Source organism: Paracoccus sigandri, assembly GCF_003709565.1.
Classification (GTDB): Bacteria; Pseudomonadota; Alphaproteobacteria; order Rhodobacterales; family Rhodobacteraceae; genus Paracoccus; species Paracoccus siganidrum.
The window spans coordinates 69,237-82,207 of sequence record NZ_QNRC01000011.1 but is presented as its reverse complement, the minus strand read 5'-3'; the positions used below and the strand labels follow the sequence as shown (position 1 = coordinate 82,207).

The following is a 12,971-nucleotide window of genomic DNA, read 5'->3' as shown; positions in this document are numbered from 1 at the left end:
AACAGGAGAGGATCACATGACAGAAACATCCACCGTCGGCATCGTGGGCCTGGGCGCGATGGGCCTTGGCATGGCGGCCTCTGCCGTCCGGGCCGGTTTCCGCAGCCTGGGATTCGACCTGTCCCCCGAACGCTCCGCGCAGGCCCGCGCCGAGGGCGTCGAGCCGGTGGACGATCTGGCCCAGGTCTTCGCGGCCGATCGCGTCGTCTTCTCGCTGCCGACGGCGCGCGATGTCGAGGGCGTCATCGACCGGGTCGCCGGGGTTCTGGAGGGCCGCTCGCGGATCGTGGTCATCGACACCTCGACCTCGGAGCCGGCGGTGTCGCGGGCGCTGGCGGCACGGCTGGCGGCAATGGGGCACGGCTTTCTGGACGCGCCGGTCTCGGGCGGGCCGGCGGGGGCGGCCAAGGGGGCGCTGACCATGATGATCGGCGGTTCCGCCGCCGATCTGGCCGACGCCCGCCCGGTCATCGAGGCGCTGTCGGGCAGGGCGATCCATGTCGGCGACAGCGGCGCCGGCAATGTGGCCAAGCTGGTCAACAACCTGCTCTGCGCCGCCCATATGCTGACCACGGCCGAGGGCCTGCGCCTGGCCGAGGCGGCGGGCATTCCCGCGCAATCGGTGCTGGAGGTGCTGAACGCGGCCTCGGGCAGGTCCATGCTCAGCGAGGTGCATTTCCCCAGCTGGGTGATGAACGGCGCCTTCGACAGCGGCTTCACCATGGCGCTGATGCAGAAGGACGTGCGGCTGGCGCGGCAACTGGCCGAAGAATGCGACGCCCGGCTGCCGCTGACCGAAAAGGCCGCGCAGCTCTGGGCCGATGCGCCCTATCGGGGCGGCGACGATTTTACCCGCATGGGCGATTTCCGGGCGAAATGAGGCAAGGGACATGAACGTGACGACAATCGACGCCGCCGAACAGGCCGACCGGATCCTGGCGCTGTATCGCGAGATCTTTCCCGGCGCCGACATCGGCAGCCTGATCGGCGGAGAGATCCTGCCGGGCTCGGGCGCGCAGCTGGACCTGACCGACCCGGCCTCGGGCCAGGTCTTCGCGCGCTACGCAGATGCCGGCCCGGCCGAGATCGACGCCGCCATGGGTGCGGCGGCGCGGGCGCAACGCGAATGGATGGCGATGCCCGCCGCCGCGCGCGGCCGGATCATGTGGGCCATCGCCGGCCGGATCCGCGCCCATGCCCCGCTGATCGCCGAGATCGAAAGCCGCTCGGCCGGGCGCCCGATCCGCGACATCCGCGGCGAGGCGCTGCGCGTGGCCGAGATGTTCGAATATTACGCCGGCTGGTGCGACAAGCTTCATGGCGACGTGATCGCGGTGCCGTCCAGCCACCTGAACTATACCCGGCACGAGCCGATCGGCGTGGTCATGCAGATCACCCCCTGGAACGCGCCGCTGTTCACCGGCGGCTGGCAGATCGCGCCGGCCATCTGCGCGGGCAATGGCGTGGTCATCAAGCCCTCGGAACTGACGCCGCTGTCCACGCTGATCCTGGGCCGGATGTGTGAGATGGGCGGCGCGCCGCGCGGGCTGGTCAACGTGATCGCCGGGGCCGGGCCGACGGCGGGACAGGCCGGCGTCACCCATCCGACGACGGGGCTGGTGGTCTTCGTCGGCTCGGCGCAGGCGGGTTCGGCCATCGCGGCGGCGGCGGCAAGGAACACCGTGCCCTGCGTGCTGGAACTGGGCGGCAAGTCGGCCAATATCGTCTTTCCCGACGCCGACCTGCCGCGCGCGATCATCGGCGCGCAGGCGGCGATCTTCGCCGGGGCCGGCCAGAGCTGCGTCGCGGGATCGCGCCTGCTGGTGCATCGCAGCATCAAGGAACGTTTCGTCGCCGCCTATGCCGAGGCGGCCGGGCGCATCGCCCTGGGCCATCCCTTCGACGAGGCCACCCATGTCGGGCCGATCAACAACCACCGGCAATGGCAGAAGATCCGCCAGATGGTCGGCGCCGGCCTGGCCGAAGGCGCCCGCATCGCCGCCGGCGGCGACCGACCCGCCGCGCTGGAGGCTACCGGCGGCTTCTACTTCGCCCCGACGATCCTCGACGACGTGACCCCGCGGATGAGCGTCGCGCAAGAGGAAATCTTCGGCCCCGTCGTCTCGGTCCTGAGCTTCGAGACCGAGGAAGAGGCCGTGGCGCTGGCCAATGACAATCCCTATGGCCTGGCCGGGGCGGTCTGGACCGCCGATGTCGGCCGGGCGCATCGCATGGCGGCGGCGGTCCGCGCCGGCACCTTCTGGGTGAACGGCTACAAGACGATCAATGTCTGCTCGCCCTTCGGGGGGTTCGGGCGCTCGGGCTATGGCCGCTCTTCGGGGCAGGAGGCGCTGCTGGCCTATACCCAGACGAAAAGCGTCTGGGTCGAGACCGCCGCCGACCCGCCCGTCGGCTTCGGCTACGCACCCGGCTGACCGCACAAAGGCGGGCGGCCGGGGCCGGTCTCAATCCGGGCCCGGCCCTGCGGCCGTCCCGCGCCGCCGCAGCAGGGGCCGGATCACCCGCAGGTCCAGCAGCACCACCGCCGTCGCCGCCAGGACGGCCAGGCAGATCGCCCATTTCGACCGGATCTCCATCGCGCCCTCGATCTGCAGGGCGTGGATCACCGTGGCGATCACGACGACAAGCGCCAGCAGGTTGTGGACAAGGAACCAGGTCGAATAGCGCAGCCCCAGCCGGCGGCGCAGCGCCACCAGCAGGGCGGTCGCCGCGATGCCCCACATCGCCAGCACGCCATAGACCGAGAACGGCGTGGGCGAGACCAGCAGCAGCGCATCCAGCGTATCCGGCGGGCTGGTCAGATAGAGGCCGCCCACATGGACCGCGACGCAGGCGAGGATCGCCGTGCCGATCCGGCGATGCCACCGGCGCGACCGGGCGCAGACCAGTCCGGGCAGGTATCCCGCCGCCAGCAGCGGCTGGATCAGCAGCAGCGACAGGCAGAGGATGCCCGCGAAGCCGCCGATGACATAGGCAAGGCTGCGATAGGCAAGATAGGGGCTGGTCGCGGCGATCAGAACCGGCGCGGCCATGGCGGCCAGCAGCCCGCCGCGGATCAGAAGGGCCGGGAGGCGCGGCACCGGGGAGGCCATGCCCTGCCGAACGCCCCGCTCAGGCCGGTGCAAGCACGAAATCGGCGCTGACCGAGCGGTCCTGCGCGCTTGGCATCACCGGCCGGAGGAACACCGTCTGATAGGTCCCGTCGTCATAGGCCAGATGCGCATGGGGCTGGCCGAAATTCGGCACGATCTGCTCCATCTCCAGCCGGAAGCTGCCATCGGCACCGGTCAGCACGCTGCCGTGGTTGCGTGGCTCGCGCTCGCCCCCGAGGGTGGTCGCGGCCCAGATCTGGATGCGGACGCCCTGCAACGGCGCCCCGTCGCCCGCCCGGCGCACCCTGCCCGTCACCCAGAAGCCCGATCCCAGACGCTCGACCAGCGGCGCACGGGGCATGTAGTTGTTGCTTCCGCCGCGCATCGACGGGGTCGGCGCAAGACCCTGTGCAAGCGCCGGCGACAGGGCCCCCAGCGGCCCCTGCAACAAGGTCGCCGCGCCGGTGACGCCGGCCGCCGCGAGGAAGAGACGACGGTTGTAGAAAGGGGACTGCATCTCCGCTCTCCTTTGCCATTCGCGCATCCCGAAGCTTACACGCAAAGCCCGCATCGGAAGAAACGAAGCGTTGCACAATGCCGTGACTGGGGGGCCGCGACCGGGCGGCGGGGCCGTCCCCCGCAGGCAGAACCCTAGGATTGTTCGTCGCGAAACAGGCTCCAGACCGCGATGAACAGCGCCGCGACAAGGGGGCCGACGACGAAGCCGTTCATCCCCATCTGCGAAATCCCGCCAAGGGTCGAGACCAGGACGACGTAATCCGGCAACCGGCTGCGCCTGCCGACCAGCGGCGGGCGCAGCAGGTTGTCGATGGTGCTGATGATGAACACCCCGACCCCCATGATGACCAGGCCCTTCAGGTATTCCCCGGTGACCAGGTAGAAGACCGCGAAGGGCAGCCAGACCAGGAACGCGCCCACCGCCGGCAGCAGCGACAGCACGCCCATGATCACGCCGCACAGCAGCGCGGCCTCGATCCCGACCAGCCAGAAGGTCACGCCGCCGATGGTGCCCTGGATGGTCGCGATGATCACGTTGCCGGTAACGGTCGCCTTCACCTCGTCGACGAATTTCTGCATGATGTGCCGGGTATGCGGCGCGCTCAGCGGGCTGGCGGTGCCGATCGACTGCGCAAGTTCCCGGCCGTCGCGAAACAGGAAGAACAGCACGTAGAGCATCACGCCGAGGCCGATCGAGAACTGCGCCGCCCCCTGCCCGATCACCATCGCCCGCGACGCGATGAACTGCGCCGCCTGGCCGACGAAGGACACCAGCCGGGACTGGATCTCCTCGAAGCTGCCCAGGTTCATCGCCGACAGCGCGTCCAGCACGAAGGCGGGCATGGCGCCGCGGAACTGGTCCATCATCGCCGCCAGGTCCAGTTCCTGCGAGCTGATGCTCTGGTAGACGCCCGTCGCCTGCCGGGCCAGCGCCCCCAGGATCAGCGTGGCGGGGAGGACGACGATGAAGATGCAGGCCAAGACGCTGAGCAGCGAGGCCAGGTTGCGCCGTCCGCCCAGCAGATGCTCCAGCCGGTCGTGCAGCGGGCTGAACAGGATCGCCAGGATGATCGCCCACAGCACGCCGCCATAGAAGGGCAGCACCACCCAGACCAGCGCGACGGTCGTCAGCAGAAGAAGCGTGACAAGGCTGACCTCTTGAATCGTCCGCTTTTTCATCCGCCGCATGTCCCCCTGGCATCCCGTCGCCCGCCCTCTCTATCAGATCGCATCCGCGACCGGCAGGTGCGGCGCGACCCCTCCGCGGCCGTCGGCGGCGGCGGCCTGGAAGATTAAAATGCCGTGATGGCGCGGTTTCCGGCCCGACTGGGGCACAAGCGCAACAGCCCCGGCGCCCCGGAGGCCAGGCGGCGCGCGGCCGCGAAACGGCCATGGCGGGGCCTGGCCCCGCTCGTGCCTTCGCCCAACGCGCCGCGATCCGGCGACAGGGGCGCGGCCGGGGAAACCCGAGCTTTTTCAGATATTCCAGTTCGCTATGAGACGCTTGCCGCAAATGCCTGGCCGCGGCGCGGGGGCTCGGCCCCGCTCGGCAGGTGGCCTGCCGGATCGAGGGCATGGCCAGGTCGCCCGCCGGGTGGGGGGCGGCGAATCACCGTCGGATGATCACCTAGCCAATAATACAACCATCGAAGGCATATCGGCGGTTTACCGCCTATATGCATGTTTGTTATGCTTTTCGGACAGACAGGCCGCAAGGCGGAAGTGTCGGGCGGAGCGGCCGGAAAAATTACGAAAATGTGCCGAAACCGGCCCATGGCGACCGCGCGTCGCCAGGGGACAGGATGACCGTGTCTCGGCACCCAAGAGGCAGCGCGTGTGAAACGTCTGAGTGGTTTCTGGGGACTTCTGTTCGCGTACTGGACATCGGAACGCTGGCGGGAGGCATGGCTGCTGACCGTGGTCGTCCTTGCGATGACCACGCTGCTCAGCAAGGCAAGCGTCTGGGTCGCCATCGCCAGCGCCGACTTCCTGGCGTCCCTGGTGAATTTCCATTCCCCCGAGGCCGGGGCCGATCCGGGGCGCACCGTGCTGCTGGCCGCCGCCGCCTATCTGGCCATCTTCCTGGGCCGGTCCACCGGCGTGGCGGTCCGGCACTATATCTCGGCCACGCTGCATCGCCGGGCGCGGGGATGGCTGGTCGGGCAGTTCAACGACGCGATCCTGGCCGACGAGCGCGTCGCCCTGGACCTGATGAGCGACCGCTCCGAGGCCGGGGGGACCTCGCGGATGCCGGATGCCATCGACCAGCGCGTGGACGAATGTTCCGCCAGCCTTTATGGCGGCATCATCGGGCTGGCGATGGGGCTGTGGGGGGCGATCACCTCGATCTATTTCGTCTTCGCCGCCCTGCTGGAACGCAGCCAGGCGGTGCCGTTCCTGGATCGCTGGGGCGCGCAGGCGAACGAGGCGATGGCCCGCGCGGGCATCCCGGTCGACCTGGTGCCCGGCGTCTACGGCTCGGCCCTGCTCAGCCTGACGCTGATCGTCGTCTATGTCCCGGCCATCACCTTCCTGGCCTGGAAGCTGGGGCGGATCATCGAGCGGCTGAGCATCCAGCGCCAGCGCCGCGACGGCGCCTGGCGCGGCGAATGGGGGGTGATGCTGAACAGGGTCAGCCAGCTGGCCGCCGCCCGCGGCGAACGCGCCCAGAGCCGGATCAACGGGCAGCTCTATGCCGGGCTGGACCGGACCTGGGGCAAGCAGAACTGGCTGACATCGGGGATGATGCTGTTCACCAATCTCTACAATTTCCTGTCCACCCGCCTGCTGGCCTATCTGCCCGCGCTGCCGGCCTATATGGCGGGCAACCTGAACTTCCGCGATTTCGTGGCCAGCAGCGAGCTGACGGCAGAGCTGATCGGCGACGTGTCCTGGTTCATCAACGTGATGCCGGCCATCGCCACGCTGAAGGCCAATGCCCGCCGCCTGACCGAGCTTGCCGGCGCGATCGAACGCGTGCGCGAACGGCAGGCCTTCTATGCCGAAACCGGCATCAGCCGCTTCCAGCATCTCCGCAGCCCGAAGGGGCCGGTGCTGGCGCTGGAGGATCTGCGCCTGCACCATCGCGGCCATGATACGCCGGCCTTCCTGGCGGTGCCGCGGCTGCGGCTCTATCCCGGCGACCGGATCTATCTGAACGGCCAGAACGGCTGCGGAAAAAGCAGCCTGCTGAAGGCCGTGGCGGGGATCTGGCCCTATGGCGAGGGGCGCGTCGCGATGCGCCAGGGGGCGCGGCTGTTCTTCGCCGGGCAAGAGCCCGACCTGCCCGACCGGCTGTCGCTGAAGGCGCTGGTGACCTATCCCGACCTGCCCGAGCAGCATTCCGACATCGCCGCCGCCGCCGCGCTGTCCTCGGTCGGCCTGGGCGCCTTCATCCATTGCCTCGAGGACGATCTCTACCAGGGCAAGAACTGGCGCAACGTCCTGTCGGGCGGGCAGAAGCAGCGGCTGGTCCTGGCGCGCATCCTGCTGGCCAAGCCGGATATCCTCTTGCTGGACGAGGCGACGGCCGCGCTGGATGTCGATGCCGTCGTGGACTTCCACATGACCCTGTGCGAGTTCTTGCCCCGGACCGCGGTCCTGGCGGTGCTGCATGGCGAATCCGCGCCTCATGACCCGGATGGAGAGCCGTTCTATTCTTCCGTGCTCGACATCCGCAACGGCGTCGGCCAGCTGCGCCCGGTCCTGCCGGGCGACCTGGATGCCGTCCGCCACGCCGCGCAATAGGCCTGCTGCGACAGGAGGAAGCGCATGGAAAGCCACGCGGCCGTCGATGATCTGATGTCGCGGATGACGCTGGAGGAACGGATCGGGCAGCTGAACCTGCTGGCGGCTGGCGAGGGGCTGCTGACCGGCGCAAGGCAGCCCAGCCTGCTGTCCCGGCGGCTGGAGGCGGGACAGGTCGGCGCCATCTTCGGCACCAAGTCCCTGGCGACGGCCCGCGCCATGCAGGAACGCGCCCTGGCCGGATCGCGGCTGGGCATCCCGCTGTTCTTCGCCGAGGATGTCATTCACGGGCATCGCACGGTCTTTCCCCTGAACATCGCGCTGGCCTGCAGCTGGGACATGGAACTGATCGAACAGACGGCCGGTTTCGCCGCCGCCGAGGCCGCGGCCGAGGGGCTGCATCAGGTCTATGCGCCGATGATCGACATCAGCCGCGATGCCCGCTGGGGCCGCGTCGCCGAAGGTCCCGGCGAGGATCCCCTGCTGGCCGCACGCATCGCGGCGGCAATGGTGCGCGGGTTCCAGGGGCCGGGCCTGGGCCATCCCGGCCGCGTCGCGGCCTGCCTCAAGCATTTCGTGGCCTATGGCGCGCCGCAAAGCGGCCGGGACTATGACAATGCCAGCCTCGCCTGGGAGGATCTGCTGGAAACCTACCTCCCCCCGTTCGCCGCCGGGCTGGAGGCGGGCGCGGCCAGCCTGATGGTGGGCTTCAACGCGGTGAACCGGCTGCCGATGCATGCGAACGGCCCGCTGATCCAGGGCTGGCTGCGCGGCCGGCAGGGTTTTGACGGGCTGGTGGTTTCCGACTATACCGGCGTGAGAGAGCTGGTGTCGCACGGGCTGGGCCCGGCCGCGGTTTCGGTCGCGCGGGCGCTTCATGCCGGCGTGGACATGGACATGGTGGGCGAGGATTACCTGCGCGAACTGCCCGCGCTGGCCCGCGACGGGCTGCAGGCGCCCGAGGCCGGGATTTCCCTTGCCGCGCCGCAGATCGCGCAACTGGTGGATAGCGCCTGCCGCCGGGTGCTGGACTTCAAGGCGCGGCTGGGCCTGCTGGACGATCCCTTCCGGGGGCTAAAGGGCACGGCTCGCGCGCCGTCGCGGCAGGATGGGCGCAAGCTGGCGCGACAGGCCGCCGCGCGATCCGCCGTGCTGCTGAAGAATGACGGGCTGCTGCCGCTTGCCCGCGATGCAAGGGTCGCGCTGGTCGGTCCCTTCGCCGCCGACCGGTCGAACATGCTGGGCACATGGTCCGTGGCGGGCCGGGCCGAGGATGTCGTGCCGCTGAACGAGGCCGTGGCCGCGCTGACCGGCCGCGCCCCGGCGCTTGCCTGGGGCGCGAATATCGTCGACGAGCCATGGCTGGAGCGGCGCCTGAACGTCCATGGCGTGACCGTGACCCGCGATCCTCGCCCCGAGGCCGAACTGCTGGCCGAGGCCGTGGCGATGGCCGCCGCGGCGGATGTGGTGATCACGGCCCTGGGCGAGGCGAAGGAACATGCGGGCGAATCCTCCTCGCGCCTGTCGCCGGACCTGCCGGCCCCGCAACGCCGGCTGCTGGCCGCCCTGGCGGCGACGGGCAAGCCCGTGCTGGTGGTGGTCTTTGCCGGGCGCCCGCTGGCGATCGGCGAGGTTGCGGGGCAGGCCGATGCGCTGCTCTATGCCTGGCATGGCGGCGTGGCGGGGCCCGAGGGCGTGGCGGATCTGATCTTCGGGGCGGCCCAGCCTGCCGGGCGGCTTGCGGTCTCGCTGCCCGCGCATCCGGGCGAGGTGCCGCTGTCCCATGCCAGCGACCCGACCGGCCGGCCCTTCCCCGGAGGCTTCGCCAAGTTCCGCACCGGCTGGCTGGACCTGCCCGACGACGCGCCGCGCTTTCCCTTCGGCTTCGGCCTGGGCTATGGCCGGGTCCATTACGCCGCGCCCGGCCTGTCCCATGACGCGGCCCATGCCGGCCAGGCCGTCCAGCTGCGGATCACGCTGAAGAATACCGGCCCCCACCCGGCCATCGAGACCGTCCAGCTCTATGCCGGCGACCCCGTGGCCCGCGTCACGCGGCCGGCCCGCAAGCTGATCGATTTCGCGCAGGTGGCGCTTGCCCCCGGCGAAAGCCGCGAGGTCGCGTTCCAGGTCACCGCCGACCAGTTCCGCTATCCGCTGGCCCCCTCGCTGGAGGATGCCGAATGGCTGCGCGATCCGGGCCTGATCCAGCTGCATGTCGGCCCGAACAGCCGCGACACCCAGATGGTGGAACTGACATGGCTGGACTGATCCGGGGCCTCGACGATGCCGCCTTGCGCGACCGGGTGGCGCAGGCCACGGCGCTCTATTTCCTCGATTGGAGCCACCCGGTCAGCGGCATGGCGCGCGAACGCAGCGCCGGCGCCTTCGGCTATGACGTCGCGGAAACCGTCTGCACCGGCGGCACCGGCTTCGGCCTGCTGGCGCAGATCGTCGCCGCCGAACGCGGCTGGCGGCCGCGGCGCGAGATCCTGGACCGGACCGAGCGGCTGGTGGGTTTCCTGGAGCGCGCCGACCGCTTCGAGGGCGTGTTCCCGCATTTCATGAACGGCACGACCGGCTGCGTGCTGCCCTTCATGCCCGGCGACGATGGCGGCGACCTGGTCGAGACCGCCTTCCTGATGCTGGGCCTGCTGGGCGCCGCCGCCTTTTTCGGCGACGAGCCCTGGCTGGTCGCCCGGATCGAGGCGCTGTTTGACGCCGTGAACTGGGCCGCGCATCTGCGGGGCGACGGCGCGCTCATGTGGCATCGCCACCCCGACCGCCCGTGGCGGCCCGATGCATTGCCGATCCGCGGCTGGAACGAGGCCTTTCCGGTCTTCGTCCTTGCCGCCGGTTCGCGCAGCCATCCGATCCCGGCCGCGCCCTATCACGACAGCTGGGCGCGGACGCCGACCTTCCGCAACGGCCGCAGCTATGGCGGAACGACCCCGCCACTTGGCCCCGACTGGGGCGGGCCGCTGTTTCTGTCGCAATATCCGTTCCTGGGCATCGACCCGCGCGGGCTGCGCGACGCCCATGCCGATTATGGCGCGCAGGCCCGCGCCCATGCGCTGGTCAACCGCCACCATTGCCTGCGCAATCCGCATGGCTGGAAGGGCTACGGCCCGGATTGCTGGGGCCTGACCGCCAGCGACGATCCGGCCGGCTATGTCGCGCATTCGCCGACCGAGGATACCGGCACCATCACCCCCACCGCCGCGCTCGGCTCTATTCCCTTCGCGCCGGACGAGGCGATGCCGGTGCTGCGCCACCTGCATGACGATCTGGGCGGCTGGATCTGGGGCGAGGCGGGCTTCGTCGATGCCTTCTGCCCGGCGCAGGACTGGGCGGCCGAAAGCCGGCTGGCCATCGACCAGGCGCCCATCGTCATCGGGCTGGAAAACCACCGCTCGGGGCTGATCTGGCGGCTGGTCTCGAACCGGCCCGAGGTGCAGCGCGGCTTGCGCGCCCTCGGCTTCACCGCCCCCTACCTGGCGCCCGCCAGCGCCTGAAGCGCCGCGTCCCGCGCCGCGGCGGCCTCCAGGAAGGCGGCTGCCGACCAGGTCAGGTCCAGGCAAGAGACCGGCGCGCCCGTGCTGCGGTCGAACTGCTCGGGCAGCGGGCCGGCGGGCCGGGGCGCGACCGTTTCGATCAGCTGCATCCATGCCTCGGCCTTGGCGAAGGCGTCCGTGTCGCCGGTTTCCGCCGCGATCCGATAATGCAGCTCGGCAAAGCCAAGCGTCGCCGGATACCAGGGATTGCCGCCGAAATAGGCGTCCGCGGCCCAACGCCCGATGGCGGGCGCGCGTCTTCCGCGGTTGATCGGGTAGAGCCCGGCAAAGGTTTCCTCCAGCGCCGCCGCCGTCGCGCGGGTTCGCGGGGCGGTCAGCGCGAAGGGGCCATGCCTGCGCCGGGCGTGCAACAGGGCCAGGCAGGTGGCGCTGTCCAGCCGGCCCTCGGGCGCCTCGATGCTTTCGCGCCAGCCGCCGGTGGTGCCGTCCCGCGCCGTCTCGATCAGCGCGGCCAGCCGGTCGGCGGCCTCCCGCATCCGGCGATCCGGGGGCGATGAGCGGGCGCTGCCGCGATCCAGCGCATCCCATTGCACCAGCAGGGTAAAGCTGGCGCGGCGCGGCGGGTCTTCCTCCCAGGGGCCGATGCAGGGTCGGCCGGCGACCTGCAGGACATGCGCAAGGTCGCGGGCGATCAGGACCTCGGCCTGCCGGGAAGCGGTCTCGGGCAGGTCCTTGAGCACCGCCATCACCGCCGAGGCCCTGAGGGCGGGACCATCGTCCTGCGGCCGGCTCCAGCGCTCGAGGTCGGGCGATCCATCCGCCGCCACCCGCGGCTCCTGCTGCCACGCATCGCCCGACAGGGCGGCCAGTTCCGCATCGGGGCGCAGGAATTTCCCGTGGTCCGGCCGGGTCGAGGCGCGCAGCGGATTGGTCGCCGGTCCGCGGCGATCCGGGTCCGAGATGGACAGCGAAAAGCCGATGAAATCGGCGACGAAGCGCAGCCAGAACGGGCGCGACCCCGGATCCGCGCGGATCGCCAGCGGCACCGCGCGCAGGACGATGGCGGAATCGCGGATCCAGTGGTGGAAGTAATCCGGCTCGGGGTCCCAGCCCGCCACGCGCGGCGAGGCGAGGATCGACCCGGCAGCGGGCCGGACGGTCCAGCCGAAGCCCTCGCGGCGGCGGATCAGATGCCTGGCCGAGCAGGCGTTGCGCATGGCACGCGCACAGCCCAGCCGCTGCGCCTCGATCCAGCCCGGATCGGGCACGCTCACCCTAGGCGCCAAGCGCCGAAAGAGCGGCGGCCAGCATATGGCCGCAGGCCGCGCCGGCCGGGCAGTGATGCTCGTCCGGCAGGGCGGCGAAGAAGCGCGCATTCGGGGCCGCCGCGAAATAGGCGCGGGCATCCTTCAGCGGGATCAGCCCGTCGGCCGCGCCGGTCACGACGGCCAGGGGCGCCGCCATCCGGTTCAGCGCGGGTTCGGCATCCGCCGTCGGGCTCTCGGCAAGATAGGCCGGCGCGTCGCGCCTGATGGCCTCGATCGCGGCGGGTCCCATCGCCTCGCGGGCCAGAAGCAGGACCCGGCCCGACATGGGCGGCGAGACGGCAAGGACGTGATGCGCATCCGGCGACCCGGCGGCAAGATGGGCGATCGCGTAGGCGCCCAGGCTGTGCCCGGCAAGCGCCCGCGCCCCATCGGGCCATTGCCGCGCGACCCAGGCCCAGGCCTCGGCCGCGGCACGGGTATGGCCGGCAAATGTCACCTGCTCGGGCGGGCCGGATTCGGGCAGGGCCGCCGAATGCGGCAGCTCCGGCGCAGCCACCCGCCAGCCCCGCGCCAGATAGGCCTCGGCGATCTCGGCGATCTGCGGCTGCCCCGGCGCGCCGTTCCGGCCGTGAACCAGCAGCACCGTGCCCTTCGGCCGGCCCTCCGGCTCGGCCACGACCATCGGAATGGGACCGGTGGCGGCCGGAACGCCAAGGCGCCGGGCAGCATCGGTCCAGATGTTTCGCGACTGTGTCATGCCCCTGTTCTACCCCGATCCGGGGCCGGGTCCAGCCGTCACCTGCATGAAGGCG

The 12,971-nt window shown here is 70.7% G+C and carries 10 protein-coding genes; 5 read left to right on the top strand and 5 right to left on the bottom strand.

Going from position 1 to position 12,971, the window contains the following annotated elements:
• Nucleotides 1-16 precede the first annotated feature (16 nt).
• Together C9E82_RS11935 and C9E82_RS11930 are read left to right on the top strand one after the other, a co-directional pair.
• Nucleotides 17-880 carry an NAD(P)-dependent oxidoreductase gene (locus tag C9E82_RS11935; RefSeq protein WP_119898019.1) on the top strand — a complete coding sequence of 288 codons (864 nt, stop codon included), beginning with the start codon at nt 17-19 and terminating at the stop codon, nt 878-880.
• A 10-nt stretch (nt 881-890) separates the two neighbouring features.
• A complete protein-coding gene (locus tag C9E82_RS11930; protein WP_119898018.1) occupies nt 891-2,435 on the top strand; it encodes an aldehyde dehydrogenase family protein in 1,545 nt (514 codons plus the stop codon).
• Nucleotides 2,436-2,465: 30 nt separating this feature from the next.
• Here the strand turns inward: C9E82_RS11930 and C9E82_RS11925 are convergent, their stop codons facing one another.
• The 3 genes from C9E82_RS11925 to C9E82_RS11915 form a co-directional block, all read right to left on the bottom strand.
• Complete coding sequence (locus C9E82_RS11925) at nt 2,466-3,101, bottom strand: ferric reductase-like transmembrane domain-containing protein (protein WP_240643519.1); 636 nt, start codon at nt 3,099-3,101, stop codon at nt 2,466-2,468.
• A 31-nt stretch (nt 3,102-3,132) separates the two neighbouring features.
• A complete protein-coding gene (locus C9E82_RS11920) occupies nt 3,133-3,630 on the bottom strand; it encodes a peptidase associated/transthyretin-like domain-containing protein (RefSeq protein ID WP_119898016.1) in 498 nt (165 codons plus the stop codon).
• Between the two features lie 134 nt (nt 3,631-3,764).
• Entirely contained in the window at nt 3,765-4,811 is a 1,047-nt protein-coding gene (locus C9E82_RS11915; RefSeq protein WP_119898031.1) for an AI-2E family transporter, read from the bottom strand.
• Nucleotides 4,812-5,468: 657 nt separating this feature from the next.
• Between C9E82_RS11915 and C9E82_RS11910 the strand changes: the two genes are divergently transcribed.
• The 3 genes from C9E82_RS11910 to C9E82_RS11900 are packed head-to-tail and all read left to right on the top strand — an operon-like array spanning nt 5,469 to nt 10,891.
• Nucleotides 5,469-7,379, top strand: coding sequence for an ATP-binding cassette domain-containing protein (locus C9E82_RS11910; protein WP_119898015.1), 1,911 nt, complete (start codon nt 5,469-5,471; stop codon nt 7,377-7,379).
• 24 nt (nt 7,380-7,403) lie between these two features.
• Complete coding sequence (locus C9E82_RS11905; RefSeq protein WP_119898014.1) at nt 7,404-9,647, top strand: glycoside hydrolase family 3 N-terminal domain-containing protein; 2,244 nt, start codon at nt 7,404-7,406, stop codon at nt 9,645-9,647.
• Nucleotides 9,635-10,891 (top strand): glucoamylase family protein, encoded by a 1,257-nt coding sequence (locus C9E82_RS11900; RefSeq protein ID WP_119898013.1) that lies wholly within the window; start codon nt 9,635-9,637, stop codon nt 10,889-10,891. Before C9E82_RS11905 ends, C9E82_RS11900 begins: the two co-directional genes overlap by 13 nt.
• On the opposite strand, the gene C9E82_RS11895 is transcribed toward C9E82_RS11900, so the two are convergent.
• The gene (locus tag C9E82_RS11895) at nt 10,867-12,165 is read right to left on the bottom strand and encodes a glycoside hydrolase family 15 protein (RefSeq protein WP_119898012.1); all 1,299 of its coding nucleotides are present in this window, start codon (nt 12,163-12,165) and stop codon (nt 10,867-10,869) included. The two genes, C9E82_RS11900 and C9E82_RS11895, sit on opposite strands and share 25 nt — an antisense overlap.
• A 1-nt stretch (nt 12,166) precedes the next feature.
• Entirely contained in the window at nt 12,167-12,916 is a 750-nt protein-coding gene (locus tag C9E82_RS11890) for an alpha/beta hydrolase (protein ID WP_119898011.1), read from the bottom strand.
• Nucleotides 12,917-12,971 lie beyond the last annotated feature (55 nt).